Source organism: Candidatus Neptunochlamydia vexilliferae, from assembly GCF_015356785.1.
GTDB classification, from domain to species: Bacteria; Chlamydiota; Chlamydiia; order Chlamydiales; family Simkaniaceae; genus Neptunichlamydia; species Neptunichlamydia vexilliferae.
Window position 1 is genome coordinate 54,180 of record NZ_JAAEJV010000002.1, and the last position, 26,652, is coordinate 80,831.

The 26,652-nt window shown below is 46.7% G+C and carries 30 protein-coding genes, 1 tRNA gene and 1 pseudogene; 20 read left to right on the forward strand and 12 right to left on the reverse strand.

Annotated elements, in window-relative coordinates; genetic code table 11:
* Positions 1-19: 19 nt before the first annotated feature.
* The 5 genes from NEPTK9_RS00810 to ubiE all read right to left on the reverse strand — a co-directional run bounded on the left by NEPTK9_RS00810 (position 20) and on the right by ubiE (position 3,901).
* Positions 20-676, reverse strand: a complete 657-nt coding sequence (locus NEPTK9_RS00810; RefSeq protein WP_194846930.1) for a hypothetical protein — start codon at positions 674-676, stop codon at positions 20-22.
* Positions 677-727: 51 nt separating this feature from the next.
* A complete protein-coding gene (locus NEPTK9_RS00815) occupies positions 728-1,303 on the reverse strand; it encodes a hypothetical protein (RefSeq protein ID WP_194846931.1) in 576 nt (191 codons plus the stop codon).
* Between the two features lie 10 nt (positions 1,304-1,313).
* Positions 1,314-1,610, reverse strand: a complete 297-nt coding sequence (locus NEPTK9_RS00820) for a helix-turn-helix domain-containing protein (RefSeq protein WP_194846932.1) — start codon at positions 1,608-1,610, stop codon at positions 1,314-1,316.
* A 390-nt stretch (positions 1,611-2,000) separates the two neighbouring features.
* Positions 2,001-3,035: an isochorismate synthase gene (locus tag NEPTK9_RS00825; protein WP_194846933.1), complete on the reverse strand. Its 1,035-nt coding sequence runs from the start codon at positions 3,033-3,035 to the stop codon at positions 2,001-2,003.
* Positions 3,036-3,172: 137 nt separating this feature from the next.
* The gene (ubiE, locus tag NEPTK9_RS00830) at positions 3,173-3,901 is read right to left on the reverse strand and encodes a bifunctional demethylmenaquinone methyltransferase/2-methoxy-6-polyprenyl-1,4-benzoquinol methylase UbiE (RefSeq protein ID WP_194846934.1); all 729 of its coding nucleotides are present in this window, start codon (positions 3,899-3,901) and stop codon (positions 3,173-3,175) included.
* Positions 3,902-4,094: 193 nt separating this feature from the next.
* Between ubiE and NEPTK9_RS00835 the strand changes: the two genes are divergently transcribed.
* The 5 genes from NEPTK9_RS00835 to NEPTK9_RS00855 are packed head-to-tail and all read left to right on the forward strand — an operon-like array spanning position 4,095 to position 10,730.
* On the forward strand, positions 4,095-4,415 hold the full coding sequence (locus NEPTK9_RS00835; RefSeq protein ID WP_194846935.1) for a DciA family protein: 321 nt from the start codon (positions 4,095-4,097) through the stop codon (positions 4,413-4,415).
* A 16-nt stretch (positions 4,416-4,431) separates the two neighbouring features.
* Positions 4,432-6,927, forward strand: a complete 2,496-nt coding sequence (gene gyrB, locus NEPTK9_RS00840) for a DNA topoisomerase (ATP-hydrolyzing) subunit B (protein ID WP_194846936.1) — start codon at positions 4,432-4,434, stop codon at positions 6,925-6,927.
* Between the two features lie 11 nt (positions 6,928-6,938).
* Complete coding sequence (gyrA, locus tag NEPTK9_RS00845) at positions 6,939-9,401, forward strand: DNA topoisomerase (ATP-hydrolyzing) subunit A (protein WP_194846937.1); 2,463 nt, start codon at positions 6,939-6,941, stop codon at positions 9,399-9,401.
* Complete coding sequence (tmk, locus tag NEPTK9_RS00850; protein WP_194846938.1) at positions 9,385-10,023, forward strand: dTMP kinase; 639 nt, start codon at positions 9,385-9,387, stop codon at positions 10,021-10,023. Before gyrA ends, tmk begins: the two co-directional genes overlap by 17 nt.
* Positions 10,011-10,730 carry a hypothetical protein gene (locus NEPTK9_RS00855; RefSeq protein WP_194846939.1) on the forward strand — a complete coding sequence of 240 codons (720 nt, stop codon included), beginning with the start codon at positions 10,011-10,013 and terminating at the stop codon, positions 10,728-10,730. Before tmk ends, NEPTK9_RS00855 begins: the two co-directional genes overlap by 13 nt.
* Here the strand turns inward: NEPTK9_RS00855 and NEPTK9_RS00860 are convergent.
* Complete coding sequence (locus NEPTK9_RS00860; RefSeq protein ID WP_194846940.1) at positions 10,727-11,248, reverse strand: hypothetical protein; 522 nt, start codon at positions 11,246-11,248, stop codon at positions 10,727-10,729. The genes NEPTK9_RS00855 and NEPTK9_RS00860 overlap by 4 nt on opposite strands.
* Before the next feature lie 269 nt (positions 11,249-11,517).
* Between NEPTK9_RS00860 and NEPTK9_RS00865 the strand changes: the two genes are divergently transcribed.
* The gene (locus NEPTK9_RS00865) at positions 11,518-12,852 is read left to right on the forward strand and encodes a hypothetical protein (RefSeq protein WP_194846941.1); all 1,335 of its coding nucleotides are present in this window, start codon (positions 11,518-11,520) and stop codon (positions 12,850-12,852) included.
* Between the two features lie 253 nt (positions 12,853-13,105).
* Here NEPTK9_RS00865 and NEPTK9_RS09940 read toward each other — a convergent pair.
* Positions 13,106-13,419, reverse strand: a pseudogene (locus tag NEPTK9_RS09940) (PD-(D/E)XK nuclease family transposase); the annotation flags it as partial.
* A complete protein-coding gene (locus NEPTK9_RS00880) occupies positions 13,410-13,592 on the reverse strand; it encodes a hypothetical protein (RefSeq protein WP_194846944.1) in 183 nt (60 codons plus the stop codon). The pseudogene NEPTK9_RS09940 and the gene NEPTK9_RS00880, both read right to left, overlap by 10 nt.
* A gap of 44 nt (positions 13,593-13,636) precedes the next feature.
* On the opposite strand from NEPTK9_RS00880, the gene NEPTK9_RS00885 reads away from it, so the two are divergent.
* The gene (locus NEPTK9_RS00885) at positions 13,637-13,966 is read left to right on the forward strand and encodes a hypothetical protein (protein WP_194846945.1); all 330 of its coding nucleotides are present in this window, start codon (positions 13,637-13,639) and stop codon (positions 13,964-13,966) included.
* 413 nt (positions 13,967-14,379) lie between these two features.
* On the forward strand, positions 14,380-15,870 hold the full coding sequence (locus NEPTK9_RS00890) for an AAA family ATPase (protein WP_194846946.1): 1,491 nt from the start codon (positions 14,380-14,382) through the stop codon (positions 15,868-15,870).
* On the opposite strand, the gene NEPTK9_RS00895 is transcribed toward NEPTK9_RS00890, so the two are convergent.
* The gene (locus NEPTK9_RS00895; RefSeq protein ID WP_194846947.1) at positions 15,867-16,448 is read right to left on the reverse strand and encodes a 3'-5' exonuclease; all 582 of its coding nucleotides are present in this window, start codon (positions 16,446-16,448) and stop codon (positions 15,867-15,869) included. The two genes, NEPTK9_RS00890 and NEPTK9_RS00895, sit on opposite strands and share 4 nt — an antisense overlap.
* A gap of 66 nt (positions 16,449-16,514) precedes the next feature.
* On the opposite strand from NEPTK9_RS00895, the gene NEPTK9_RS00900 reads away from it, so the two are divergent.
* On the forward strand, positions 16,515-16,991 hold the full coding sequence (locus NEPTK9_RS00900) for a Dps family protein (protein WP_194846948.1): 477 nt from the start codon (positions 16,515-16,517) through the stop codon (positions 16,989-16,991).
* On the opposite strand, the gene NEPTK9_RS00905 is transcribed toward NEPTK9_RS00900, so the two are convergent.
* Entirely contained in the window at positions 16,988-17,470 is a 483-nt protein-coding gene (locus NEPTK9_RS00905; RefSeq protein ID WP_194846949.1) for an MgtC/SapB family protein, read from the reverse strand. The two genes, NEPTK9_RS00900 and NEPTK9_RS00905, sit on opposite strands and share 4 nt — an antisense overlap.
* Positions 17,471-17,827: 357 nt before the next feature.
* Here NEPTK9_RS00905 and NEPTK9_RS00910 point away from each other — a divergent pair, with 357 nt between their 5' ends.
* The 5 genes from NEPTK9_RS00910 to NEPTK9_RS00930 all read left to right on the forward strand — a co-directional run bounded on the left by NEPTK9_RS00910 (position 17,828) and on the right by NEPTK9_RS00930 (position 22,089).
* The gene (locus tag NEPTK9_RS00910) at positions 17,828-18,499 is read left to right on the forward strand and encodes a hypothetical protein (RefSeq protein ID WP_194846950.1); all 672 of its coding nucleotides are present in this window, start codon (positions 17,828-17,830) and stop codon (positions 18,497-18,499) included.
* Between the two features lie 276 nt (positions 18,500-18,775).
* The gene (gene nusB / locus NEPTK9_RS00915) at positions 18,776-19,225 is read left to right on the forward strand and encodes a transcription antitermination factor NusB (protein ID WP_194846951.1); all 450 of its coding nucleotides are present in this window, start codon (positions 18,776-18,778) and stop codon (positions 19,223-19,225) included.
* Complete coding sequence (gene murB / locus NEPTK9_RS00920) at positions 19,186-20,055, forward strand: UDP-N-acetylmuramate dehydrogenase (RefSeq protein ID WP_194846952.1); 870 nt, start codon at positions 19,186-19,188, stop codon at positions 20,053-20,055. The genes nusB and murB overlap by 40 nt, the downstream gene beginning before the upstream one ends.
* Positions 20,045-21,016: a PHP domain-containing protein gene (locus tag NEPTK9_RS00925; RefSeq protein WP_228546940.1), complete on the forward strand. Its 972-nt coding sequence runs from the start codon at positions 20,045-20,047 to the stop codon at positions 21,014-21,016. Before murB ends, NEPTK9_RS00925 begins: the two co-directional genes overlap by 11 nt.
* Positions 21,013-22,089 (forward strand): bifunctional folylpolyglutamate synthase/dihydrofolate synthase, encoded by a 1,077-nt coding sequence (locus tag NEPTK9_RS00930; protein WP_194846953.1) that lies wholly within the window; start codon positions 21,013-21,015, stop codon positions 22,087-22,089. Before NEPTK9_RS00925 ends, NEPTK9_RS00930 begins: the two co-directional genes overlap by 4 nt.
* Here NEPTK9_RS00930 and NEPTK9_RS00935 read toward each other — a convergent pair.
* Both NEPTK9_RS00935 and mnmM read right to left on the reverse strand, forming a co-directional pair.
* Positions 22,040-22,678, reverse strand: a complete 639-nt coding sequence (locus NEPTK9_RS00935) for a hypothetical protein (RefSeq protein WP_194846954.1) — start codon at positions 22,676-22,678, stop codon at positions 22,040-22,042. The genes NEPTK9_RS00930 and NEPTK9_RS00935 overlap by 50 nt on opposite strands.
* 135 nt (positions 22,679-22,813) lie before the next feature.
* Positions 22,814-23,356: a tRNA 5-(aminomethyl)-2-thiouridylate-methyltransferase MnmM gene (mnmM, locus tag NEPTK9_RS00940; protein ID WP_194846955.1), complete on the reverse strand. Its 543-nt coding sequence runs from the start codon at positions 23,354-23,356 to the stop codon at positions 22,814-22,816.
* 10 nt (positions 23,357-23,366) lie between these two features.
* Between mnmM and NEPTK9_RS00945 the strand changes: the two genes are divergently transcribed.
* The 6 genes from NEPTK9_RS00945 to pheS all read left to right on the forward strand — a co-directional run bounded on the left by NEPTK9_RS00945 (position 23,367) and on the right by pheS (position 26,652).
* Positions 23,367-23,440: transfer RNA gene (locus tag NEPTK9_RS00945), tRNA-Val, on the forward strand.
* A 166-nt stretch (positions 23,441-23,606) separates the two neighbouring features.
* Positions 23,607-24,506, forward strand: a complete 900-nt coding sequence (locus NEPTK9_RS00950; RefSeq protein ID WP_194846956.1) for a hypothetical protein — start codon at positions 23,607-23,609, stop codon at positions 24,504-24,506.
* Between the two features lie 12 nt (positions 24,507-24,518).
* On the forward strand, positions 24,519-25,028 hold the full coding sequence (infC, locus tag NEPTK9_RS00955; RefSeq protein ID WP_194846957.1) for a translation initiation factor IF-3: 510 nt from the start codon (positions 24,519-24,521) through the stop codon (positions 25,026-25,028).
* A gap of 20 nt (positions 25,029-25,048) precedes the next feature.
* Positions 25,049-25,243, forward strand: coding sequence for a 50S ribosomal protein L35 (rpmI, locus tag NEPTK9_RS00960; RefSeq protein WP_194846958.1), 195 nt, complete (start codon positions 25,049-25,051; stop codon positions 25,241-25,243).
* 30 nt (positions 25,244-25,273) lie between these two features.
* Entirely contained in the window at positions 25,274-25,633 is a 360-nt protein-coding gene (gene rplT / locus NEPTK9_RS00965; RefSeq protein ID WP_194846959.1) for a 50S ribosomal protein L20, read from the forward strand.
* Positions 25,630-26,652, forward strand: coding sequence for a phenylalanine--tRNA ligase subunit alpha (gene pheS, locus NEPTK9_RS00970; RefSeq protein ID WP_194846960.1), 1,023 nt, complete (start codon positions 25,630-25,632; stop codon positions 26,650-26,652). Before rplT ends, pheS begins: the two co-directional genes overlap by 4 nt.

The following is a 26,652-nucleotide window of genomic DNA, read 5'->3' on the forward strand; positions in this document are numbered from 1 at the left end:
CACAACAGGTAAGGGCTTATTATTCAGAGTCATCTCCATATTGCCGCTTAAAGCGCTCCTCATCAAAGCTGAAAATATCGGCGCCATTTTTTGGGTCAAGATCTGTCCAGGTGCTGGCTGTGTTGTCGACAAGGTTTATCCCTTTTAGACCATATTCGTGCATCCGCCACTCTTTTTTGCCATCTCCTGTGGCATCGACTTTTTTGAGGGTTGAGTCGTTATCAAGAAAAAGCCACTTTGCTTGCCCATTCCACATTAAGGGAACCATCTCTCGTGCTGTAAAGCAGGCAGACTCTTCATTGAGTTCATTTTCAAACAGCTCGACCGACTGATGGAAGTAGTAATGGACTGCCCACTTGATCCCCTCTGCTTTTGGATTGGGAAGCGAGCCTGGCATGACATCGGGATCTTTTGCAAAGTTTAGAAAAGAGGTAACAATATGCTTTTTGTCTGGCCCCCAAACTCCAAAGGGCATTTTGAAGGTTCCGTCTGGAGTCATCCAGTTATTTGCTAGGCGTAAGGCGTGCTCCTCGGACTTGTAGTACTCGATTTTATCAAGCTGCAGCGCCCACTGGGTCATAAAGTTTTTCACATTTTCTGTTTCTTCTAATTTATATAGCCGCTTATTGAGGTTTTCCAGTTGGGGGGCTAAGTCTTTATTGAATGTTGTTGTCATAACATCTGCTCCTTTTGAAGCCCTCTTCTTAAAGAGGGCTTAAGTGTTCATTTAGTTTTTCAGTTTTCTTAAGGAGAAGGCCATGGCAGTTCCAGCTAGGAACCAGGCGACTACCTGATCGATAATGTCTAAAGTGACAAAGCCTGCGGAAAAAGAGTGCCAAATCCAAAGGGGGATTTGATTTAAGATTGCTCCAGCTAAACCAATAAAGGTCACAAATAGAACCTTGTGCCAGTACTCTAATGGCTTTGCCATATAAATCAGTAAGAAGGAAATGATCCCAGATCCAATAAGCGTCGTGATAAGGTGGCTTAGGATTTCTTTAACCATACCAGAGCTCACTCCCTCTAGGTTCACGGTTGTAAAGATAATAGGCCCTTTTTTCCAGGCTTCTTCTTGGGCATGCTTTTCTTCTTTGGTTATTGGTTTCTCACAGTTTGACATGTTTGGAATGCCATAGATGCCAGACTCCTTAACATTTTCGACAATGACCTTAGCAACAGCTGATTCATTTTCAAAGGCCTGATAGGCTTGGGAGTGCCACGGAAGGACCATCCATGAGAAGCAGCTCCATATAAATGCAATGATGCCTCCGATAAACATTGAGCGACAAAATGGGGTAAGCATAAAAATCTCCTTAGGGTTTAGTTGGTTTTGAAATGGTTTTTTCTAGCTTGGTGACTTTTTCCTCTAATGCATTGAGGCGGTGACCAAGCGAATCGGTCTGCTCGACTCTATCGGATGGTTTTCCCGATAAAAGTTCTTTGATGGTGACCTGATTGTTAGTAAACTCTTGGATTTTTTGAGCGGTTTTTAGAGAAGGCTTATTGAGTCCTTTAAGCAACTTCCATAGGTTCGTCGTGCTGATCCCAATAAATTGAGCAAAAGCCTTCTTTTTAATTCCTGATGAACGGATAAAGTCTTCTAAAAGCATATTTTTTCAATGTTTTGAATGCTTAAAAGATCGACTCTATTTGAGTGCTTAAATAAAAGTAAAGAGTTGTTAGCTGTTTAATAAATATTGTGCAAAAAGAGGTTGAAAAAACTATCTATTTGAAATGTTTTTAACCTCAGTTTTGGGTTTAGTTTTCTTTTCTCCTTTTTGATCTCGGAAAGGGTCGTTTAGACCCTTACCTTCGATCAAAAAGAAGAAAATTTAAGCAAAACTCCCTCTGGAGCTAAGCAAAATAAACCCAAAACTGAGGTTTTTAATCTTATACCCAAATCAATTCTTAAATTTGTTTGGGTATATTATTGAGCTAAGCATCTTTTCACGAATGGAAACAAAAAGGGTGTTTTTGTATACATCTTTTTGTTATTTTTCTTACAGTAAGTGGGTTGAGAGGTTAAGGAAAATTTTGCTTTCTAGCTCGGTCCACTCGCTCTCAGGATGAGAGCCAGGGACGATGCCAGCGCCGGCAAAGAGGGTGATTGAGGCCTCCTGGATGAGGGCAGAACGGATGGCCACGAGGTGGTGGGAGCGCTCTTTAGAGAGGTAGCCCACAGGGGCAGCATACCACCCCCGATCGAAGGGCTCGAGGCGGGCGATTTCGGCAAGGGCTTCTTTCCGAGGGGTTCCCCCAACAGCAGGGGTGGGGTGGAGCGCCTCTAAAAGCTCCTGGTCACCGACCTCTCCTTTCACCATTCCGGAGAAGGGGTAGTGGAGGTGCTGCAAGGAAGGGGTCTTAAGGACCTCTTGTTTCCCCACCTGAAGGGTGGAGCATAGGGGGGTGAGCTGCGTCCTGATCATCTCTTTGACAAGAGCCACCTCTTTTTGATCTTTGGTGCTCCCTAAAAGCTCTGCTGTATCGACTGTTAAAGGACGGGTCCCTGCAATGGCAGCACTTTCTATTTGGAAGCCCACCCGCCTGTAGAGTGTTTCAGGCGACATTCCAATAAAGGCACTATCGGGAGAAAACTGAAAGAGGAACCGGTTTTTCCCTTTTAAGGAGGCTAAAAGAGAGAAGGGACAGAGGGGGTTTTCTAGTTCAAGGCGAGTCGCGCGAGCAAGGACCACCTTTTCAGAGGGGCCCTCTAACACCTCTTTGATACTTTGTTCCCAAGTTTCGTAGTTGGGAAGGTCGGTCCGCTTCTTTATAGATATAGGAGGTGGGTCTATGTAAGTGGGAGATGTCTCTCTGATGACTTTAAAAGGGGAGAAGTAAGCATGAGAAGGAAAGTTTCCCCAGGTATCATGGCGGCGGGGCATAAAATCTTGTCCCCCGAAAAGAAGATCGCTTGGGCCTCCTTGTCCTGCTCCCGCAATAATGCCGTCTTCAGGGGTTTCCCAATAGACTTTGGGGTATAGGGGTTGGGCTTTGAGCCACTCAAGTCCATGATTATCGAAGTTTTCATTCATATTTGCGCCCCTATTTTAGTGACATTTGTTCTCCTAAAATTGAGAACATTGTCCAAAAGACAAGGCGAAATTTTTGGAGGACAAAGGGCGCTTAAAAAGAGGGGCCAAAGAGGGGCGAAAACTTCGATATTCATGGACTATAGGTGGTTGCCGCATGGGACTTTTTCCCCGATGTAAAGGGTGGCGGCACCGAAGGTCATGGGGTAGGCTTTTACACGGTAAAAGCCAGCTGATTTGAGTTTGGTGCAGAAAGCTTCTCCATAGGGGAAGGTTTCGATCGTTTTGTTGAGGTAGAGGTAAGCCTTAGGCTCGCGAGAAACGAGCCCTCCAACAAGGGGAAGGATGCGGCGCAGGTAGAAGAGGTGGAGTCCCCGGATGAATCGGTTTTTAGGAAGGGAGAGCTCAAGGATCATCAACTTGCCAGAAGGGGTTAACACCCGAAAACACTCTTCAAGACACTTTTCAACAGAGGTGACGTTGCGAATCCCAAAAGACATTGTAACGCAATCGACCGACCCTTTTTCAAGAGCAATGTTGGTGGCATCTCCCTCAGCAAGGGTGATCCGGTGGGTGTAGGGTTTGTCGATAATTTTTCGTTGCCCTAGACGGACCATTTCTTGCGACATGTCGAGCCCAAGGGCTGTTTCGACTTGCTTGGCCCTTTTCACAATGGTGATCAGTTGGTCACCTGTTCCCGTTGCTAAATCTAGGAGGCGGAGTCCCTTTTTTTGGGGGAGATGGCGGATCAGCTGCCGCCGCCAATAGTGGTCGATCCCAAAAGAGAGCAAACGGTTGACCAGATCATAACGAGGAGAGATCCGGTCAAACATCTTCCACACTTCATCACGCGATTCTTCAATAGCCATCTTTTTAAGTTAACACCTCTTTTTAAAAAGGACAACCTTTTAATTTTTTAAAAAGGGCGCAATTCCTTGGTGTAGAGGGTGATAAAATCCTTGAGTTTGTAACAAAAATGACCGGCTTTTTGCTCACTTTTTATGCAGGTTTTTGGTACAATAAACTTGCACTTTTAAGAGGTATTTTCTATAGTTGGAAAAGATGAAGCGAACGCCCAGAAACTATGATGGGAGCAAGCCAACTGGAAAGGAAGTGAAAGAGTTGCTTCCGGGAATGTTGGCAAAGCTTTCTGCAAAGTGTGACTATAAACCGCTCCAAATTTTAGAGGCATGGCCCGAAATTGTGGGAGAGCGGATTGGAAAGATGACCCGCGCGGTTAGTTTCGATGAGGGCGTGCTAAGAGTACAGGTAAAAAACTCTACCCTTTATAGCCTCCTTGTGGAGCATGAGAAACGACGCCTTGTGACGGAGTTTCAAAAGAGATTCCCAGCCGTAAGGGACATCTGGTTTAAGATTGGTTAGTAATTTATAGGACATTATGACGATGACGAAAGAAAAAGAACCTCGCAAGAAAGACTACACTGCGAGTTCGATCACAGTTCTTGAAGGACTTCAAGCGGTGCGAGAGCGGCCCGGGATGTACATTGGAGACACCCAGGTCAATGGACTTCACCAGCTGGTCTACGAGGTGGTCGATAACTGTATCGATGAAGCGATGGCGGGCTACTGTTCCCTCATTCAGGTCACGGTACATGAAAACAATTCGATCACCGTCGAGGATAATGGACGGGGAATTCCTGTCGGAAAACATGAAAAAGAATCGAAAAAGCAGGGACGGGACGTTTCGGCGGTCGAAGTGGTCATGACCATCCTCCACGCCGGTGGTAAGTTCGATAAAGATACCTATAAGGTCTCTGGTGGTCTCCATGGGGTCGGCGTGAGCTGTGTGAACGCCCTCTCTAAAGAACTACGGGTTGAAGTATCTAAAGATGGAAAGCTCCACACGATCGACTTCTCAAGAGGAAAGGTGGTCAATCCTCTAAAGGTTACTGGCGATACCGATAAGCAGGGAACCAAAGTCTTCTTCGTTCCCGATGACCAGATCTTCACCGTTACCGAATATGACCATGGAATTCTCCTGAACCGCCTAAGAGAGCTCGCCTTCTTAAACCGAGGGATTCAGATCCTCTTCCGTGACGAGCGGGATGAAGGGGCTGAAGAGATCACCTTCAAGTATGAGGGGGGAATCTCCTCGTTTGTCTCTTATCTCAATGAAAACAAGACGATCCTCTTTGACAAGCCGATTTATATTAAGGGGTCCAAGGAGCTTCACGATGGCCCTATTGAGTTTGAAGTAGCGATGCAATGGAATGGCTCCTATAGCGAATCGATCTATTCCTACGTGAACAACATCGCAACCCGCAATGGGGGAACCCACGTTTCGGGCTTCTCTTCCGCCCTAACCCGCTCACTGAACCAATACATCAAAAACAACAACCTCCTAAAAAATGCAAAGGTCTCTGTTACGGGTGAGGATATGCGTGAAGGGCTGACAACGGTCCTTTCGATTAAGATTGCAAACCCTCAGTTTGAAGGGCAAACGAAACAAAAACTTGGGAACAGTGAAGTTGCTTCGGTGGTTCAGCAGATTGTGGGAGAGGAACTTTCTACTTACCTGGCTGAAAACCCTCAGATCGCCCGCACGATTGTGGACAAGGCGATTCTCGCGGCGCAAGCGCGAGAAGCGGCAAAAAAAGCGCGGGAACTGACCCTTAGAAAGACAGCACTCGATAGCACCCGCCTCCCTGGAAAACTGAGTGACTGTCAAGAAAGTGACCCTGCAAAATGTGAGATCTACATCGTTGAAGGAGACTCTGCGGGTGGATCGGCCAAACTCGGTCGTGACCGCCGTTTCCAAGCGATTTTGCCGATCCGCGGTAAGATCCTCAACGTTGAGAAAGCAAGGCTCCAAAAGGTCCTCCAAAATAACGAGGTAGGGACCATGGTTTCAGCTTTTGGATGTGGCATTGGAAAGGATAACTTTAACCTTGAAAAGCTCCGCTACCATAGAATCATTGTAATGACAGATGCCGATGTCGATGGCTCCCACATTCGAACCCTTCTATTGACTTTCTTCTACCGCCATATGCCGGCTCTGATTGAGAACAATTACGTCTATATTGCGCAACCTCCCCTTTATAGGGTGTCACGGAAGAAAACGAGCCGGTACATCCACTCGGAGAGGGAGATGGATGAGTACCTCCTGAGCTTAGGGATCAGCGACATCACCGTTCGGATGGCTTCCCATAACCAATCGCTCGAAAAGGATGAGGTGAAAACCCTCCTGTATGCCATCCTTGAGGTGGAGAGCTTAATCGGCTCGATTGAAAGGAAGGGGATCCCTTTCCGCGAGTTTTTAGGAGCACAAAATGAAGAGGGGCACCTTCCCCGGTTTCACATTATTCTGAAAGGAGAGCATCAGTTCGTCTACTCGAACGATGAGTTTAAAGAGCTCAAAGCGCAAAACGAGGAAAATGAGCGGAAAGAGCACGCAGAAACGCTCGCGTCGATTCCTGAAGAGGAGCAGGCCGAGGAGATGAAAGAGTTCACCCCCCGCCCTCTTGCTTTTGTCGAGCTCTATGAAGAGGGGAAACTGAAAGCGCTGAAAGAAAAACTTGCGGACTATAGCTTCTCTCTTGGCCAATATGTAAAGGCGGAAGGGAAACTTCTCGACATCGTTGAGGAGGGAGGAGCGGAAACCCCCATTTACACCTTGAAGGAGCTGATCGAATTCCTTCGCGCGAATGGAAGAAAAGGGATCGAAATCCAGCGGTATAAGGGTCTCGGTGAGATGAACGCTGACCAGCTATGGGAAACCACGATGGATCCTGCTGAACGCACGCTGGTGCAGGTGACGATGCCCGACGCCGTTGCTGCCGACCACATGTTTACCATGTTGATGGGAGACGAAGTCGCTCCCCGCCGCGCCTTTATTGAATCACACGCCTTATCGGTTAAGAATCTAGATATATAACAGGAGAAACCATGTCGTATACAGAAGGAGAAACAGTTGTCCCACGCAGTGTGGAAGAGGAGATGAAGGAGAGCTACCTTCGCTACTCCATGTCGGTCATCATTGCCCGCGCTCTTCCCGATGTTCGTGATGGACTCAAACCCTCACAGCGACGGGTTTTATACGCGATGCGGCAGCTGAACCTCAGCCCCGGCGCGAAACACCGAAAGTGTGCAAAGATCTGTGGTGACACCTCAGGGGATTACCACCCTCATGGTGAGCAGGTCATTTACCCCACCCTTGTCCGGATGGCTCAAGATTGGGTGATGCGCTATACAATGGTCCAAGGGCAAGGAAACTTTGGCTCGATCGATGGAGACCCTCCAGCGGCGATGCGTTATACAGAAGCCCGCCTCACAAAGCCCTCGATGGCTCTGATGGAAGACCTCGATAAGGAAACGGTCGAATACATCCCCAACTACGACGAAACAAAAAAAGAGCCCACCGTTTTCCCCGCAAAGTTCCCGAACCTCCTCTGTAACGGTTCATCAGGAATTGCGGTGGGAATGGCGACCAACATCCCTCCCCACAACTTGACTGAGCTCTGCAAAGCGACCGAGCTTTTGATCGATAACCCCAATGTGACTATCGATGAGATCATGGAAGTGATGCCTGCTCCCGACTTCCCAACAGGAGGGATGATCTGTGGTTACCGCGGAATTAAAGAGGCGTTCCACACCGGAAGAGGAAAGCTTAGAGTTCGAGGAACCATTCATGTTGAAGAGACCAAAACTGCTGACAAACAGCGTCTCATCATCGACCAAGTTCCCTACAATGTCAACAAAGCCCGTCTCATCGAGCGGATTGCCGACCTTGTTAACAACAAAGCGATCACCGGAATCGCCGACATCCGTGATGAATCGGATAAGCAAGGGATGCGCGTAGCGATCGACCTTAAGAAGGGAGAGATCCCCGATGTGGTGATCAACCAGCTCTACAAATTTACCGACATGCAGATCACCTTCGGGTGTAACATGCTTGCCCTCGATAAAGGGCTTCCCCGCATCATGAACGTCAAGCAGATGATCGCAGCATGGGTGGAGCACCGGATCGAAGTGGTCCGAGCGCGGACCCGCTTTGAACTTAACAAAGCCGAAGCGCGGGCTCACATCTTAGAGGGATATCTCAAAGCGCTTAGCCACCTCGATGATGTGGTCAAGATCATCCGGAAAAGTAACACCCGTGAAGAGGCAAAGATTGCCCTTGTCGAAAAGTATCAATTTACCGACCGTCAAGTCAACGCTGTCCTCGACCTTCGCCTCTATCAACTCACCGGAATGGAAAAAGAGAAGATCGAAGCCGAGTACGCCGATCTTCAAGCAAAAATTGCCCACTACCGGGCTATTCTTGGCAGTGAAGCTCTTGTTCGAGGGATTATCAAGGATGAACTCGGAGATATCCAAAAGTTTGACAAGACCGAGAGAAAAACCCAAATCGTCCCAGCCGAAGAGGAATTCCAAATGGAAGACCTCATCGCTGACGAGCCGGTGATCCTCACCATCTCAAATGATGACTACATCAAGAGGATGCCAACTGGAACCTTTAGAGAACAGAAGCGAGGAGGTCAAGGAGTCATTGGCTTCGACCATAAGAAAGAGACCGATATGATCAAAGATATCTATGTTGCCTCGACCCACGATACCCTTATGTTCTTCACCAACTTTGGCCGCGTCTATTGGGTCAAAGTGTGGCAGATTCCTGAAGCGGGAAGACGTTCGAAAGGGAAACCGCTCGTTAACCTCTTAGAGGGCTTGAGTGAAGGGGAGCGGATTGCCGCGCAGCTCCGCGTCCGTAAATTTGATGAGGAAGAGGCATCGATCCTCCTTGCAACCAAGCAAGGGGTTGTGAAGAAAACTCTCCTCGAAGCCTTCAGCTCGCCTCGCCGTAAAGGGGTCTATGCGATCAACATCGACGAAGGGGATGAAGTCATTGCAGCCCACATGGTTCGCCCTGAAGAGCAGATCATGCTCTTTACCCACGAAGGGATGGCTGTTCGCTTTGACCAAGAGCAAGTCCGTGCGATGGGACGGGTGGCCCGTGGTGTCCGCGGCGTAAAGCTCAAAAGCGCTTCGGACCATGTCGTCTCGTGCGAAGTGGTTAGCGGTAACGAGACCGTCCTTGTTGTCTGTGAAAATGGATATGGAAAGCGGTCGAGTGTCGAGCAGTTTAGACAGACCCACCGTGGTGGCGTCGGAGTCCGCTCGATCATTACCAGCAAGAGGAATGGACAAGTTGTCGGCGCCCTTTCTGTCGGCGATAAAGATAGTGTGGTCCTTATGGCAAGCTCAGGGCACACCCTCCGCCTTAGCATGCAAGACATTCGGGTGATGGGGCGCTCCACCCAAGGGGTGAAAGTAGTCAACCTGAAAAATAGCGACACCCTTGTGGCGATGCAAAAAATCGAACATTTGGAAGAGAGTGAAGAGAAAAAATAGAGCCCTTTTTGTCACCTTCGAAGGAGGTGAAGGGGCGGGAAAGACCACCCTCATCAATCGGGTCTATGAAACGCTCTCCTCCAAGGGACACACCGTCATTAAGACCTTCGAGCCAGGGGATACCCCTCTGGGTGAGGAGATCCGTAAGCTTGTCCTCTTGCAAGAAGAGCGCCCCGTCTGTAAGCAAAGTGAGCTTTTCCTCTTCCTCACAGATCGGGCTCAACATGTGCAAGAGGTGATTGTGCCCGCCCTCGAAGAGGGGAAAATCGTCCTGTGCGACCGGTTTAATGACTCGACGATGGCCTACCAAGGGGTTGCCCGCGCTCTAGACCCCGATCTTCTCGAAAAAATCTGTCTCACTGCAACCGACGGCCTTGTCCCCGATCTTACCCTCTATCTCGACCTCGATCCCAAGGAGGGACTTAAGCGGGCGCAACACAAAGAGGCCCATGACCGGATCGAAAAAGAAAAAGGGGACTTTCATAGCAAAGTGCGTGCAGCCTTTCTCTCCTTTGCCGAAAAAGAGCCCGACCGATTCCATGTGATCGATGCGAGTCAGCCCATCGACACGGTCTACCAAAATGCCATGTCTGAGGTAGAATTAGCTTTATGTCACATCTAAAACCCCTTCTTGAAAACACTCCCCACGCCATCCTTGTTGAAAGTGACGCAGGGGTCGATGCCTTTGCCCGCACCCTCCTCAAAACCGATAAAAAAGAGCCCCCCGACCTCCGCCATCTCTATCCCGAGGGAAAAAGTCGTCGCCACCCGATCGAAGCGATTCGTACCCTCATCGAAGAGGCGAACCTGCTCCCTTTCGAATCGGAGCACAAAGTCTTTATCATCCATGAAGCTGACCGGATGCTTCCCTCTAGCAGCAACGCCCTTCTAAAAATCTTAGAAGAGCCCCCCTCCTTTGTGACCATTATCCTGATCAGCGCCCACCCGGAAGCGCTCCTTCCAACGATTACTTCCCGCTGCTTCCAGGTTCCCTCTGACACAAAAGTGACAACCGATCGAGAGCTTTCAGACCAGATGTTTCGCCTCGGGATGGCCCTGCTTCAAAAAGATTTCCTAGCGGCCAAAGAGCTTGCCGCGACCGAAGAGCCCCAAAAAGCCCTTGCCTATCTCTTCTCCTTTTACCGCGACCTTCACCTCCTCCGCGCGGGAGGCAACCCCGAGCTTCTCTTCTACAAAAACAAACAAGAGACCTTAGAGACAGTTGAAGGGGAGCTTCCCTCGCTCGAATCGATCGAGGAAAAGATTGAAAGGGCATCTGAAGCGGTTGAGCTCAATCTTTCCTTAGCTTCAGCACTTGCTATTTTCTAAAAACCTAGCCCTAATTCAAACGCGAAGGTATTTAGCCATTCAAAATGTCCACTATACTCAATTTCAAATGGAATATAGTGGATTTTTCCGAAAAATTTCTTGTTCTTTGAAATAGAGTAGTCTTGACCAATGAAAAGAGAAGAAAGAAAGCTATCATCATCCTCATTAGAAAATGCACTCAATGCTTCTAATCCAAAGAAAAATTGACTGGTTAAGTTAGGATTAACAAAGTAACTGATATTACCTCCTAAAATAATCATAAAGTCGTTACCAAATATGAAGTCGCTGGTGAGAGCTTGAAATCTTATGTTAAGGCCAAGGCCTAGATGATTCTTTTGGTATTGATATCCAATTTCTGGAATAAAAAAATGGTAGGTTGATAAGCCTCCAAAATAAAAATAGCTATTTTTAATCTCTGTAACATCAGGTTGAGACATTGCAGTATAGGCTTCTTGTTTTTCTTCAGCAGTTAGTGATAGGCCAAAGCAAATAATAAATAGGACAATAAATTTTTTCATAAATCCCTGTTAGTTGGGTATACATGTTGTATTTTCTTTTTACATCTGTAGCTCCTATTTTTTCAAGTCAAAATTTTAAAACTCGATGGTCAAGGTTTTTTATGCTGACACTTATAAAATAGCTTTTTGCTATTCTCTCTTAGAGAAACAGCCCTTTCATTTTCCAAAAGAGGACAATTCAAAAAAAATATTGCAAAAAATGTCTGCAAATGATTAGATGTAATTCTTTAATTAACAAAGAACTTTCAATATTTACCTGGAGAACGTAAATGGTCGTTTCAAGGCACCTTAACTATATTAGAAAGCACCTCAATAAACTCGTTGAGAAAACATCTGGTGAAGTCCATAGTGTTGCAAATCAGCTGGCTAAAGATATTCATGAAGAAATCGAGGCTTTTAAGGTTGCTTATGCTGATAGTTTAAACTTGACAGTTGATAAGTTAGACCCCTTAGTTAGGGGTTGGTTGGAAAAAATCAATCAAAGGGTAGAACATCTTGAAAAAAAGATAGATAAGGTAGCCTTAGTCTGGCCCGATTTTGCACTAAATACTTCCCTATCTGTGCCATTTATGGGGAATTATCCTAAAGTAACTCGATGGTCACCAAAATATGTTTTTGGTAAAGAGAATGCGATAATTCACTTTCATGGGATTTTTCCCTTAGACTCTAACCCAAAGCTTAGAATCCAGGATAAGGTGATTGAGCCTTATGAACATATCAATACACAAATCAGCTTCTCTATTCCAAAAGAGCTTTATGCTGAGGTTAAGTCGCCCCGATTTATAAAAGGAGAATTGAGGTTAACAGAAAGGTCACAAGTCATTTCTTGTATTTCCAGTAGATTAACCTTTAAAACAACCCTTGTTGCTTTTCCCGAGTTTGCCGGTAAGCTTTCTATTCTCACACATGAACAAGAAAAGCCAGAAACCGTTAATCTTCGCTGGGGTGAAACTATTATTAGAGGAGTAAAACCCAACAAATGGAAGATTTGCTTTGATGCCTATAATAATAGCCATTATGAGTTTATTGGTACGACACTGAACAACCCGATTCTAGAAGTTTCAGACTTAAAAGATCGCGTGAAAATTTTTGTTAAGGGTCCTAGGATGGAGCTTTTGCATCTACGGCATGTCGTCGATCAAGTTTCTATTCTAAAAGAGCCAGAACAAAAAACTCCACCAACTAAGGCTCCTCCTCCACCAGTGCCACCAACTAAGACTTCACCCCCATTAGTGCTACCAACTAAGGCTCCTCCGCCAGTGCCACAGATTCATCCTTTTCGGGCAGCTCTTGGTCACCTTCCCCATCAGATTCAATCCAATCACTTCCAATCATCCGGGCAGAAAATTCCCGCAGCTATTAAAAAAAGCTATCCCTACCTCTACAAAGAGCACATTCATAAAAAATCGACCCAAGAAGTGCGTATTGCTCCCGCACATAAAGCCATTGCTATTTACAAAAGTGGAAAATGGCGATTCTACTGGCTAGGGCCTCCATCATCGGCAATCGTAGAAAAAAAAGGTGGTTTCCAAAAAGCCTTCGATGCTTTTAAACCAAAATACCTAGAGATGGCTCGTAAGCCCTATATAGCCAGTCGTCTTTAACACTAAGATTAAATCCAATTAGGAGAAAACCTATGTCTAGCAGTTCTACCTATAGTTCTTCAAGTAGCAGCTCTTCGAGCTCAACTTACACAAATAACCCATTACACGAACCAAAAGACTATTGGGTAAAGAAGCTAGTGTTTAATTGCATAAGTTAGCGATCGTATTTCTAAGTTGAGCCCCCTTTACTTCTCTTTTTCTCCATACAAAAGGCTTTGCCCCTTCGTGGTATATGGAACTTCTTTTTTCTGGCTTGCTGTGAACAGTAAGCTCGAGTGGCGTAATAGAGCGCATGATAATCAAAACTTTTTTCGCGGGAGATTTGCATTTCTATAATGAAACAGTTCCTGCTTTGATCCTCACACATAACATCAACGACTGAAACACGGAGCGGTGCAGTTCCAGGGTCTTGATTTATTTTAAGAAGATTAACTCCTTGACAGGGCAAGGTCTTTCAAGGATATCATTTAAAAAATGGGTGAGAATGTCTTTATTTTTTTCGCTTCCAAAGATTCTTTTAAAGACTAAATGTTTTATTGGGTTTAAATACTTGCTGGTTAGGAACATTTTGCAAATCCTACAACGCTTTCGTAGCAAAGGAGGAGGTGATCGACCCCATTCATCGCCTTATGAGGATCTCCCTCTATTGGCAACCCAAGAGCCTCTGCGATTTTGTTTTTTGAGACCTCGGTTTCCCATGGCTTAATTGTTCCCTCTTGGAGGCACTTTACCCAGTACATCGGAGGCTAAGTTGAGCCAATGGTAGGGCCGTTCAACTTCTCTTGTGTATCAGCATCGACGAGCTGGAAAAAAAGGCCCGATCGAAGCGATCCGCACCCTCATCGAAGAGGCGAACCTGCCCCCTTTCGAATCGGAGCGCAAGGTCTTTATCATCCACGAAGCCGACCGGATGCTTCCTTCCAGCAGCAATGCCCTTCTAAAAACCTTAGAAGAACCCCCTTCCTTTGTGACTATTATCTTGATCAGCGCTCACCCCGAAGCCCTTCTTCCCACCATTACCTCCCGCTGTTTTCAGGTTCCCTCAGACGCAAAGGTGGCAACCGACCGGGAGCTTTCCGACCAGATGTTTCGCCTCGGCATGGCCCTGCTTTGAAAAGACTTTCTAGCTGCTAAGGAGCCTGCTGCGACCGAAGAGCCCCAAGAAGCCCTTGCCTATCTCTTCTCCTTTTACCACGACCTTCACCTCCTCCGCGCGGGAGGCAACCCCGAGCTTCTCTTCTAAAAAACAAACAAGAGACCTTAGAGACAGTTGAAGGGGAGCTTCCCTCGCTCGAATCGATCGAGGAAAAGATTGAAAGGGCATCTGAAGCGGTCGAGCTCGATCTTCCTTTAGCTTCAGCACTTGCTATTTTCTAAATTTTTTTCCTAGACATCTTGATAAAATATAACCGGCAGGTTAGACTCGAATTTGTGTTTGACCTGCCAACTATAGAAGGTCTATAAGTGGCAGGTTAAACATTTTGAGTTTAATTTGTTAATTATTAGAGTTTTGAGTTTGTTGAAATCATGACAACATGTTTGTTGGAGAATCGTTCAAAGAAAATTATTGGACGTATAAGAGAGCAGAAAATACTAAAAGATCTTTTTGACTCAAAAAAGGCTGAGTTTATTGCAGTTTATGGGCGTCGTAGGATAGGAAAAACCTATTTGATTAAGAACTTTGTAGATTCGGTGTCTACTGAATTTTTCCATGTAACAGGTATTCAAAAGGGAACTTTAGGAGAGCAACTAGGGGAATTTGCAAAACAGTTGGGAGTAGCTTTTTATAAAGGAGCTTCAATCACTTCCCGAAGGACTTGGATAAAAGCATTTGAAGATCTTACACGAGCAATCAATGAGATCCCTAAAGATAGAAAAATTATTCTTTTTTTTGATGAGCTTCCTTGGATGGCAACCCCCCGTTCAAAATTACTTACAGCTTTAGAGTTATACTGGAACCGCTACTGGGTGTTTGATGATCGAATCAAACTCATTATATGTGGATCAGCAACCTCATGGGTTATTGAGAATATTATTAATAATAAAGGAGGGCTTCATAATAGAGTCACAAGGACAATCCAATTAAAACCGTTTACCTTATATGAGGTAGAAAACTTTCTGAAAGAACATCATATCCACCTTGATCATCGTCAAATTCTAGACCTTTATGTTGTTTTAGGTGGAGTGCCTTTATACTGGTCTTTTATACAGAAAGGGCAATCTGCTCATCAATGTATTGATGAATTATGCTTTCAAAATGATGGACCTCTTATAAAAGAATTCGATAGGCTTTTTCAGTCACTTTTTAATGACCCCGCACCCTACATAGATCTCATTCGGATTATTGCAAGTCACCGTTATGGAATTGGCCAGGCAGAGCTTATAGCAAAGTCAAAGTTTCCTGGTGGAGGGGGAACGGTTCGTAGATTACATCAATTAGAGGAGACAGGGTTTATAACCAGTCTTATTCCTTATGGTCATAAGGATAAAGGAATCTATTACTTGGTTGAGGATGAGTATAGCCTTTTTTACTTATATTGGATTGAACCAAACCTTAAAACCCTCACTAAAAAAGGTCTTGCTGAAGGGTTTTGGTTGTCTCAATCTAAGCAACCTTCTTGGAAAAGCTGGGTTGGGTATGCATTTGAATCTATTTGTTATAAGCATATTCACCAAATCCGTAAGGCCTTAGGAATTGATCCAGGAGCTTTTATAGGGACTTGGCGGTATGTTCCAAGAGCTCAATCTGCCCAAGAAGGAGCTCAAGTGGATTTACTTTTTGATCGTCCCGATGGAGTGATAACAATATGTGAGATTAAGTGTTGTGACCATCCATTTGCAATCGACAAATCTTATGCAAAGAACCTTCTAAAGAAATTAGAAGTATTTCGTAAGCAGACAAGAACGAAAAAGCAGCTATTTCTTTCAATGATCACAACGTTTGGTCTTAAGCCGACAATGTATTCCGAAGAAATTGTAACCAATCAAATTACACTCAAGGATTTGTTTAGTTCCTAAGGTCTTTCAGAGTCAAAGCCAATAACTTTCTCATAGCAGAGAAGGAGATGGTCGACCCCATTCATTGCCTTATGGGGGTCTGCCTCTAATGGCAGCCCAAGAGCTTCTGCGATTTTATTTTTTGAGATCCCGGTTTCCCATGGCTTGACCGTTCTCTCTTGGAGGCACTTGGCCCAGTACATCGAGGCCAAGTCGAGCCAGTGGTAGGGCCAGTTCAGCTTCTCTTGTGTATCAGCATCGACGAGCTGGGAAAAAAAGGCCCGATCAAAGGAGGGGTTTTGGCAGATAAAGACCGCCTTGCCCCGTTCGATACCGCACCGGGCGAAGGAGCGCTGGATGATGTCGGCCGCTTCTTCTCTCTTCATCCCTTTTTGGAGCTCTTCGAAAGTAAAGCCATTCACTTCAAGGCTTGCGGGGTCACTTTTTGCCCACTCCACATCGGTCACAAAGAGGGGAGTTGAAAAAGCCTCGATCGAAGCGCCCGTTTGAATATCGATAATCTTGTAGGCAATCTCAATGATGTGGTGTCTTTTCACATTGAGGCCATTTGTTTCTGAGTCTAGAAAGATTCCAAGCACGGCATATCCTAAAAGGTTCGAGTATACACTTGTCAAATTTTAATGCATACATTAAATATAAGAAATATGGAAAAAGATACCCTTTCAGTCAACACCGCCATTGAGAAGCGGGATGAAATCTCTGAGCTTCTCTATCCCCTTCTTGCAAGCACCTACGCCCTCTACCTCAAAACGCAACACTGCCACTGGAATGTTGTGGGACCTCAGTTCTACTCTTTCCATCTCCTCTTCCAGAGCCAGTATGAAGAGCTTGCTGAGGCGATCGATGAGATGGCTGAGCGGATCCGCGCTCTTGGCTCTTTCCCTGAGGGCTCTTTCGACACCTTTTCCAAGGCGAGCTTTATCCCGGAGGCCGACAAGCCCCTTTCGGCGATGGAGATGATCCAGGCCCTCCTCGAGGGGCATGAGGCGCTCATCCAATATATGCGGAAACACCTCCCCTTCATCGAAGGGGAGGGGGATGGAGCAACCGCCGATTTTCTCAATAAAAGACTTGTCATCCACGAGAAAACGGCCTGGACTCTCCGCTCAACAATTCTCTAATCTTCTTCATAAATATGCTTGCTACGGATACGCTCTTTCCACTTCGTCCAGCCAGGAAGGCGGTAAAGCGATAGAAGGGCAAGGACAATGATCGTTCCCCCCGTCGCTAAAATGTACATCTTGTTCGCAATAGCAAGACCAATCGAGGCCGTTGCCCAAAGGGTTGCCGCCGTAGTCAGCCCCCGAATATGCCCCTTGTCTCGCAAGATGACACCAGCGCCCAAGAAACCAATCCCGCTCACGATCTGAGCAGCGACTCGCGAGGGGTCTGCGGTTCCACCTACCGTTCCCTCAAAGGTAGCAGGGGAGATATTCATCGAAATAAAGCCAAAAAGACAAGCCCCCAGGGCCACTGCTGCATGGGTCCGGATCCCAGCCAGCCCCACATGACGCTCTCGCTCTAGCCCAATCAGAGCTCCTAAGACAGCCGCCAAAAGGAGGTGGGCGGCCATGATCAGTTCAACATCAAAGTTTTCCATAGCCTCCTTTTAGTCGCTCGCAAACCAACTGTAAAGAAAAAAAACCTTTACGGAAAATGGTACCAGCGTTACCTTCGGCTTAGTGTCTAACCCGGTAATAGCTTATTTAAAAGGAAATGTTGCTGGAGATTGGCTGCCTTGGATACATACATAAATAACCTGAATGATGAATCACGCCCCTTGTGTTTAATTTTTTAATTTGCTAGCGTTGGGGTTGTAGTTAGTAGAGCTACCTAGGACAAGTTCCCTTACCCAAAACTGCTAAATTTTTTAACCCATGGGCAGGATTGGCTTGGGTGAAAGCCCCTAGAAGCACGGGAGCTGTCGCCCCTCTCAAATTGATAAGGAGCTATAAGAATGGCATACCCTGTAATATCATCAAAAAACACACAGGTATCTACATACCAACAGTTAAGTTATTCTGGAATTAAAGTAAAAGATCCTAAAGCCACGGCTGTTATAACGGGGGTCCTTTTGGGGGTCAATATACACCGCCGTAAATATTTAGTGACATCTGAAGAATTGGGAGAAATAAACTCGATCTTAGGGGCTGGGATTACAAACCAAATACCCACATATATTCAAACATGCAATACAGTAGATAAAGCTTTAAGTCTAACAGGCTTAAAGCTCCGTCGTCAAATGTATTCTAAATGGCCAGACCGTAGTCAGCAAAGGTTCCAAAGGCTAATAGACTTCATCATGAAATGCCCTTTTTGTATTATTTTGCCAGATAATCAGTGTCGATCAGGAGATGGAGAGGTACTTACTGTTCATAAAATAGAAATCAGTGCTTCGGATAGTCGGATATCGGCTATAGTTACACCAAAGTTTGCAGCATTGAGTAAACGTAGCTCGAAGTCAACTTATACTTTAGCTGCAGTCTCTGAAAATGCAATGGCTGCTTTAGCAATGATGGCTAACCGGTCTTCTATTCATTTAGATATGGTAGACAAACCTACCCAGCCTTTAATGCCTCACTCAGCAACAAATAGTCAGAAAGACTGCTGTAACTGCTTAATGCTTTAGATTCTTGTGCTTAAGGTGCTAATTATATAGCTAATTGCAATGCGCATTGCAACTAGCCCAGGAAAGAAAAATTTACCTTTTGTTCTTGCAAGGGGTGTGGTATGCTATGCGTATGAGCCTATCCCCCTAATAAGTTGATTGGGGTTTTTATGGATTTTCGAGCAGATTTTGAAGATTTATTTGAGCACATTGTCCAAGAGACAAGGGCGAAAAATAAAGCTTTAAAAGATGCCGAAAAGGCGAAAAAGATCAACAATTTATTAGGGGGATAAGCTCATGGTAGCTTCTCAAAGAAAATTTAGAGAGATCGTCTTTCAAACCCTCTACAGTCGGGACCTCAACGAGGAGGCCGACGCAAAGGTCCTTTCCTCTTTTTTGGACCAGTTTGTGGTGACCCGCAAGGTTCTCCATCAAGCTTATGCCAAGGTGGAAAAGATTTTTAGTGACCTAGAGGCGATTGATGCCTTGATTTCTAAATTTTCAAAAGATTATGATTTTAAAAGGATCTCTCGCGTTGAGCGGAACATCCTTCGGCTAGGCGTTTATGAGCTCAAGATGGAAGGGGAGATCCCCCCAAAAGTCGCGATTGCAGAGGCGATTCGGCTCAGCCGAAAGTTTGGAACTCCTGAGGGAGGAGCCTTTGTCAACGCTGTTTTAGATGCGATTTTTCAATCAGAGGAAGCTCCATGTCTATCGAAGCCCGTCTTGAACCCAACAAGCCCCTAAAGGAGCTTTCCACCTTTGGGATTGGGGGACCGGCCCGCCTCTTCATTACCATTGAGACACTCGATGAGATGATCGCTCTGCGCAAATACATTAACCGAGAAAAGATTCCTTACTGGGTCGTTGGCAAAGGGTCCAACTCCCTTTTCGATGACCGGGGTTTTGATGGACTGGTCATTTTAAATAAGATCGACTTTATCGAAATGGAAGAGGGGAGTCTCTACGTAGGGGCAGGCTATTCTTTTTCCTTGCTGGGAGCGCAAACAGCCCGCAAAGGGTGGGGAGGACTCGAGTTTGCTTCGGGCATTCCAGGAAGCGTTGGAGGGGCGATCTATATGAATGCGGGCGCTGGAGGGGCTGAAGCATGTGACGTTTTGACAAGCGTTGGTTGGATCGACGTGGAAGGCAATTTTATCGAAACGCCACGCAAAGAGTTGACCTTTTCTTACCGCACCTCTCCCTTCCAAAAAAAGGAAGCAATGATCGTTTCGGGGCGGTTTCAGCTTGAAAAGGTGGAAGGTGCGCGGAAGAAACAGCTTGAGATTATTGCTTACCGCACCGGAACGCAGCCCTATGGCGACAAAAGCGCTGGGTGCATCTTCCGCAACCCGAAAGAAAAAGGGGCAGGAGCCTTGATCGAAGCATGTGGTCTTAAAGGAAAACGGATCGGCGGAGCCGAGGTTTCCCCCATGCACGCCAACTTCATTGTTAATCGGGGCGATGCGACAGCTGCTGATGTCTTGGAACTTGCTCGATTTATTCAAGAGGAAGTGCGACAAAAAACAGGTCATAACTTACAAATGGAGGTGAGAAAAGTTCCCCATGATGTCTGATCCCCAATATTCTTTAGAAAAATTGCACCATCTTTTCGGCCCCAGCACTCTCTTCAAATCTCGCCTTGTCTCTTGGACAATGCTCTCGATTTTTCGAAAGCGCTGGAACCAAAAATCTGGAGGCACTTTTTCTGAAGAATCTTTGCGATCAGACGCCCGTTTTGATCTCCATTGCCACTCGACATGCTCTGATGGGACATGTACCCCTCTTGAGCTCCTTGAGCTTGCCAAAGAAAGGGAGCTCAGCGGCATTGCGATTACCGATCACGATACCCTCGATGCCTACACCGAGGAGCTTTTTGCTCAGGCCCAAGAGCTTGAGGTGAAACTCTATGTGGGGGTGGAGTTTTCAACCCGCCACCAAGGCTATCCCGTCCATCTCCTTGGCTACGGTCTTCAAAAAACCCCCGAGATCTTAGCCTTTTGTCAGGAGCACCAAGAGAGACGTCTTCAAAGAAACCGGGCTATTTTAGAAAAGCTGAGCCGTCTTTCGATGGTGATCGACGAAAAGGAACTGGGCGATCCAAGCGATCGGACGATCGGGCGTCCCCATATCGCAGAGCGTTTAATGGCAAAGGGGTATGTCCAGTCGATCCGAGAGGCCTTTGACCGGTTTTTAGGGGAGGGGAAACCCTGTTTTGAAGCTGGCTGCTCTTTTGGGGTCGAAGAGACGATTACTAAGATCCATGCGGCAGGAGGAAAGGCCTTTATTGCCCACCCTTACCTCGTTAAAAAGAGTGGTATTTTAAAAGAGCTTCTCGAGATGCCTTTCGATGGGATCGAGTGTTACTATAGCCTGTTCCATAATGGGCAAGAAAAAAAGTGGCTCAAGATCGCTGAAGAAAAGGGATGGCTCATCAGTGGCGGTTCCGACTTTCATGGAAGCGTTAAGCCCCATGTACAGTTAGGGTGCTCATGGGTCCCTGAAGAAGATGTCCTCAAAATCTTTGGAGAAAGATGAACAGCTACGACGAACTCTTTTCCCTAAAAGGTCCCCAAGAGCGACGAAAAGATCTTTCTGGAATCCTTGCTGCTGCTAAAAAACTGGGCCATCCCGAGCGAAAATTTCCCACTGTCCATGTCGGGGGAACCAATGGAAAGGGGACCGTCTGTTTCAAACTTGCTGAGGTCCTAAAAGATAATGGGTATCGGGTGGGGCTTTTCACCTCGCCTCACCTTTTTACCTATCGAGAGAGGATCCAAATCAATGGGAAAATGATCCCCGAAGAGGAGGTGTTTGGCCGTCTTAGCAAGATCTTACCGTTAGCTGAAGAGCCCACATTTTTTGATGTAACAACCCTTCTAGCTTTCGATTACTTTGCCGATGAAGAGATCGATGTGGCTGTCATTGAGGTGGGGATTGGGGGGCGTCTTGATGCCACCAATATTGTCACCCCGATCCTTTCGATCATCACCTCGATTGGCTACGACCACATGGCGATTCTTGGCGAAACCCTGGAAGAAATCGCCACAGAAAAAGGGGGGATTATCCGAGAGGGGATTCCCGTTATTGTGGGAGAGACAGCAGCCCTTCCCCCTATCTTAGAAAAAGCCACCGACCTGACCATTGCAAGGAACAACTCAACCGATATCGTCAGGAGAGCCCTTAAAAAGCTCCCCTTTAGTATTGATGTGGGAGAGGGGATCCGAAGACGTCCTCCCTGCCGGTATGAAAAGCGGGGCGATGTCATCTTTGATGTGGCCCATAACCCGACCGCTTTTGAACGTCTCTTTAAAACCGTTCAAAGGGAGTATCCCGGGAAAAAGATCCATCTCCTTTTAGGGCTATCAAAGGATAAAGATGTCGAGGATTGTTTAGAGGTGATCGAGCGATACACCGACCACATTGCCCTTTTGCCGGTCGAGCATCCCCGCCTCCTTCCCCATGAAGCCTTTAGAATAGGGACACCACTGACTGCAGAAAAGGCCCTTACTCATGCTAAGCAAGAAAACGCAGTCGCGGTTGTGACCGGCTCTTTTTACATCATGAGTAGCTTGAAGCCTCTTCGAGAATCTCTAGGGCTTCTTCCTTAGAAGGGGGCTCATTACCCAAAAGTTTAAACGCTTCGGTCACGATTTCATGAGGGGTTTTGACCCCAATTCCCGGGCACAAAATCTCAGCCTCATGGACCCTTCCAATATGGATTAGGCGCGCCGCCTCTAATCGATTCAGTCCCTCTTCCGCCTCTTCCCAATCGGGGGCCGTGACCGCCCCTTTTGCATTTGACTCTGGAAGCATTCCATCCTCCATGCTTGTTTGAGAATGGTGTACCACATCGACCTTCAGACCTGCAAGAATCTTTTGAACCAAAGCAATAAAACTTTTACTTTCTCCCTCTCTTTCTAGGAACGGGTTGTTATAGCGCAATTCATGTAAAAGAATGTCTAATTCTAGAGCCCGTTCTTCTAGCTCTTCGTAAGAGGCGTAGCGCCCCTCTTTCAGTTCGATTGCTTCGTCCACTAAAGCATGGAGCTCATTCTGAAGGCCAATGTGGTAGATCCTTCCGCAGAGGCTTTGGTAGGTTTCAAGAGCGCGGGCAGAAAGCTCTTTGAGATCGATTTGAGCCACCTCTTCCGTTGCTTCTACTAGCATATCAGGGGCATAAAGATCTTGTTTGTTCATCGTATTAAAAAGACCTTCAACCTGAAATAAGTTTGTTGCATTTATAAGCATAGAATACCCCGTTCTGTACTAATTATACCATACTTTTACCGAATAATCAATCGGCAAACATTTTTGCAATGATTAAAATATTTATTACAATGCCTTTTGAATCAAAAGCATCGAGGGAGCAGTCATCTTTTCCCCCCAAGTTTTGTGAGAAACTTCAAAACTCTCTTTGGGAAAAGTTTTTGCAAACTCCAAAAGAGCCTCTTTCTCCCGTTTTCCTTCCGTGTGACCGGGGTAGAGGGTGAGGGTCATGAGTCCTCCCCTAGAGAGGAGCGTAAGCCCTTTTGAGACACTTTTGAGGGTGGTATTGACTCGGGTGGTAATGGATTTGTCCCCACCGGGGAGGTAGCCGAGGTTGTAGACGATCAATTCAATATTTTCCTCAACCCCAGGGAAGGTTGAGTGGCATTCCAAGTGGTAGGAAATATTTTCCTCACCCACCCTTTTTTTTGTCTCTTCGAGCGCCTTTTTTTGGATGTCGAAAACATAAAGATGGGAAAGGCCCATCCCACTCAAAAAAAGGGTGTCATGCCCGTTACCGCAGGTGGCATCGATTGCCCGATCACCTGGCTTGAGGTGCTGTTTCCAAATCTGCCCTTGAAAAGAAAAACGGTCTTGGTGTAGAGTCATTGATTAATCCGGGGTATTAGCTCAGTTGGTTAGAGCGCCACGTTGACATCGTGGAGGTCGGCTGTTCGAGTCAGCCATATCCCAATGAACCTATTCGCTGTTTATAACATCCTTTCTTTTCGTGCTTTCTGCACCTTTTTGGAAGCTGATTTTTCGCCCTTGTCTCTTGGACAATGTGCTCAAATCAGTTTCCAAAAACCTGCTAGAAATCAGCTGAAAATTAAGAATATCATAAATAGCGAATAGGTTCATGCGTATCTCTTTCAGTGCTGCGGAACTTTTAGCCGCAGCCGTTTTAGATTATATCCCAAAGGCCACGTTAGTTCAAGGGGGAGGGGATGCCCAACCTTTTTATTATGACTTTATCTTTGGAGCCCCTTTTTCCGAAGAGATGCTTCCCTTAATCGAGGAGCGGATGCGCGCGCTTGCCTCCAAAAAACTCCCCCTAGAAGTGAAAGAGATGGTTCCCTTTAGTGGGGCCGAGTTTCTCCGTCATCAAAAGCACCACCACCGCGCCAAGCGGGCCAAGAAAGCTTCCACCCCACTCGTGCAGATCTTATACATGGGGGAGTTTGTCGACTATGTCCCTTTTGAGCTCGTTAAAAATACCCAAGAGATCCCCCTTTTCAAACTCACGAGGGTAGAAAAACGGCCCGACCTTGAGGGGAAAGAGGTCTACCGGATCGTCGGGCTCATTGCCGAGACCAAGAAAGAGCTTAAAGCCCTTGCCAAACAAAGGTTTGAAGATCCTCTAGAGGCTGGGGAAAAGAAAGGTTTTTTTCTTGCCGAGCGAAGGCGCAATGGGGATGGCGAGGAGGAAGAAAAAATTTACTGGAAGGCTAAAGGAGAAGCGCTCATCCACACCCTTTATAAAGAGTGGCGCGCGGCCCGCTTAAAAGAAGGTTTTGAGCTCGTGGTGACCCCCGATCAAGACCATCAGGCTCTGTGCACACGGTCTGGCGCCTTTGCGGAGTGGCATTTCCCTATGAGCACCCTCACGATTTGCTGTCTCAAAAAAGAGTTAGAAGCGGCAAAAAAAAGATTGGAAGCTCCCTTCGAAGTGGTCAAAAAAGGAGAACTTTATATTCTCATAAAAAAGATGTCGCAAAAAAAAGAGTTATTCTGTAGAATGGCTCCTTACGCTAATTAGGACGAAAAAGCATTGAGAACTAACAAAGAAATCCGGGCGCCAAAGCTGCGACTGATCGGAAAAGATGGAAAGCAAATCGGTGTTGTGACCAACTCTGATGCCCAGAAGCAGGCTCAGCAAGCAGGGCTTGACCTTGTGGAGATTTCTCCCAATGCCGTCCCGCCCGTTTGTAAGATCATTGACTATGGGAAATTCCGCTACCAAATGACGAAAAAGGAGCGGGAGAGTAAGAAAGCGCAACACCAGGCGAAGCTCAAAGAGGTCAAGGTCAAGCCCAACATCGATGAACATGACTTGCAAGTAAAGATCAAGCGAGCAAGAGAATTTATCGAAAAGGGAAATAAGGTTCGCGTGACCTGTATGTTCCGTGGGCGAGAAATGGCCCGCGTGGGGTTAGGGCAAGCTGTTGTAAGCCGTATTGTGGAAGAGCTCAGTGACATTGCGCAAACCGAATCGCCTCCTAGACAAATGGGGCGTAACTACAGCCTCGTTCTTGCCCCCGTAGGCAAAAAGAAAAACTAACATAAGTTTGGAGAATCATCGTGACGAAAATGAAAACAAAAAAAGCGATACGGAATCGCTTTAAGAAAACAGGAACCGGAAAGATCATGCGGACCAAGCAGGGACGGAGACACATTCTGACCAAGAAGACTTCGAAGAAGAAGCGGCAGCTGAAGAAGCAGACCGTAATGAGCGAGTCTTACGCTAAGAAATACAAGCGTCTTGCTTGCATGTAACCGCAAAAAGAATTAGGAGAATAAAGAGTTATGGTAAGAGCAAGAAATACAGTTGCTTCAAGAAAGCGGCGCAAAAGACTACTTAAGCGAGCGAAAGGGTTTAGTGGAGATCGGAAGAACCACGTCCGCCTCAGCTCAGATGCGGTGATGAAGGCGCTAGCCTTTAGCACAATGCACCGGAAGAAGAAGAAAGGGGACTTCCGTCGCCTTTGGATTACCCGGATTGGGGTTGCAGCAAAAGCGCAGGGGATTTCCTACAGTCGCCTGATCAATGGACTGACCAAAGCAGGATGTCAGATCAACAGGAAGATGCTTTCGGACATCGCGATCCGCGATCCCCAGAGCTTCGCCGCTTTCGCTGACACTGCCAAGCAAGCACTAGCGTCGTGAAAGAGCGGATCGAAGACCTTAGACAGTCATTCAAAAGTGAAATCGAAGAGATAGATAAGGTCAGAGATCTCGAAGCGCTCCGCATTAAATATCTTGGGAAGAAAAGTCCCATCCAAGCCCTTATGCAAGATCTCAGGAGCTGCTCTCAAGAAGAGCGTCCTGAGATGGGCAAGCTGATCAATACCCTCAAGCAAGAGGTCTCTCTAGAGATCGACGCCCACCACCAGACCCTTAAAGAGAAAGAGCTTTCCCTCCGTCTCACCCAGGAGAAAGTGGACGTCACTCTTCCAGGGCGTCGCCCTTTCCTCGGGAAGGAGCATCCCTTATCCCAAATGGAAGACGAAGTGATCGACATCCTCATCGGCATGGGGTTTTCGGTCCAAGAGTGTCCCGAGATCGAGTCTGAGTACTATAACTATGGGGGGCTTAACTATCCTCCCGACCATCCCGCACGCGACATGCAGGACACCTTTTACATTACCCCTGATATCCTCCTCCGCTCTCACACCACCTCGATTCAGCAACACATGATGGAAAACAGCACGCCCCCGATCCGGATCCTTGCAGCCGGCAAATGTTACCGGAACGAGACCATTACCGCCCGCTCACATGTTTTCTTCCACCAAATCGACACCCTCTACATCGACAAAGGGGTGACCTTTGCCGATCTTCTTGCCACCAAAGAAGAGTTTTATGCCAAGGTCTTCAAGCGGAAGATTGAGCTACGGGTTCGTCCCAGCTATTTTCCTTTCGTTGAGCCCGGCATGGAAGTGGACATTAAGTGTACCGCGTGCGGCGGAAGTGGCTGCCAACTCTGCAAACACACTGGTTGGCTCGAAGTTGCAGGAGCGGGGATGGTCCACCCCAACGTCCTCAAAGCAGGGGGAATCGATCCCGAAGTCTACTCCGGCTACGCCTGGGGTGGGGGAATCGAGCGTCTCTTCATGCTCCGACATGGCATCAGTGACATCCGCCTCTTCACCGAAAACGATACCCGTTTTCTCTCTCAATTTGCATAA

Coding starts and splice junctions, on each gene's coding strand:
- rplT (WP_194846959.1), top strand. CDS start 25,274: ATGGTAAGAGCAAGAAATACAGTTGCTTCAAGAAAGCGGCGCAAAAGA.
- NEPTK9_RS00880 (WP_194846944.1), bottom strand. CDS start 13,592: ATGTACTGGGTAAAGTGCCTCCAAGAGGGAACAATTAAGCCATGGGAA.
- NEPTK9_RS00890 (WP_194846946.1), top strand. CDS start 14,380: ATGACAACATGTTTGTTGGAGAATCGTTCAAAGAAAATTATTGGACGT.
- murB (WP_194846952.1), top strand. CDS start 19,186: ATGTCTATCGAAGCCCGTCTTGAACCCAACAAGCCCCTAAAGGAGCTT.
- NEPTK9_RS00950 (WP_194846956.1), top strand. CDS start 23,607: ATGCGTATCTCTTTCAGTGCTGCGGAACTTTTAGCCGCAGCCGTTTTA.
- NEPTK9_RS00855 (WP_194846939.1), top strand. CDS start 10,011: ATGTCACATCTAAAACCCCTTCTTGAAAACACTCCCCACGCCATCCTT.
- gyrB (WP_194846936.1), top strand. CDS start 4,432: ATGACGATGACGAAAGAAAAAGAACCTCGCAAGAAAGACTACACTGCG.
- NEPTK9_RS00930 (WP_194846953.1), top strand. CDS start 21,013: ATGAACAGCTACGACGAACTCTTTTCCCTAAAAGGTCCCCAAGAGCGA.
- ubiE (WP_194846934.1), bottom strand. CDS start 3,901: ATGGCTATTGAAGAATCGCGTGATGAAGTGTGGAAGATGTTTGACCGG.
- NEPTK9_RS00815 (WP_194846931.1), bottom strand. CDS start 1,303: ATGCTTACCCCATTTTGTCGCTCAATGTTTATCGGAGGCATCATTGCA.
- NEPTK9_RS00865 (WP_194846941.1), top strand. CDS start 11,518: ATGGTCGTTTCAAGGCACCTTAACTATATTAGAAAGCACCTCAATAAA.
- NEPTK9_RS00835 (WP_194846935.1), top strand. CDS start 4,095: ATGAAGCGAACGCCCAGAAACTATGATGGGAGCAAGCCAACTGGAAAG.
- gyrA (WP_194846937.1), top strand. CDS start 6,939: ATGTCGTATACAGAAGGAGAAACAGTTGTCCCACGCAGTGTGGAAGAG.
- NEPTK9_RS00925 (WP_228546940.1), top strand. CDS start 20,045: ATGATGTCTGATCCCCAATATTCTTTAGAAAAATTGCACCATCTTTTC.
- nusB (WP_194846951.1), top strand. CDS start 18,776: ATGGTAGCTTCTCAAAGAAAATTTAGAGAGATCGTCTTTCAAACCCTC.
- NEPTK9_RS00905 (WP_194846949.1), bottom strand. CDS start 17,470: ATGGAAAACTTTGATGTTGAACTGATCATGGCCGCCCACCTCCTTTTG.
- NEPTK9_RS00900 (WP_194846948.1), top strand. CDS start 16,515: ATGGAAAAAGATACCCTTTCAGTCAACACCGCCATTGAGAAGCGGGAT.
- mnmM (WP_194846955.1), bottom strand. CDS start 23,356: ATGACTCTACACCAAGACCGTTTTTCTTTTCAAGGGCAGATTTGGAAA.
- NEPTK9_RS00810 (WP_194846930.1), bottom strand. CDS start 676: ATGACAACAACATTCAATAAAGACTTAGCCCCCCAACTGGAAAACCTC.
- NEPTK9_RS00860 (WP_194846940.1), bottom strand. CDS start 11,248: ATGAAAAAATTTATTGTCCTATTTATTATTTGCTTTGGCCTATCACTA.
- NEPTK9_RS00935 (WP_194846954.1), bottom strand. CDS start 22,678: ATGAACAAACAAGATCTTTATGCCCCTGATATGCTAGTAGAAGCAACG.
- NEPTK9_RS00820 (WP_194846932.1), bottom strand. CDS start 1,610: ATGCTTTTAGAAGACTTTATCCGTTCATCAGGAATTAAAAAGAAGGCT.
- NEPTK9_RS00910 (WP_194846950.1), top strand. CDS start 17,828: ATGGCATACCCTGTAATATCATCAAAAAACACACAGGTATCTACATAC.
- NEPTK9_RS00825 (WP_194846933.1), bottom strand. CDS start 3,035: ATGAATGAAAACTTCGATAATCATGGACTTGAGTGGCTCAAAGCCCAA.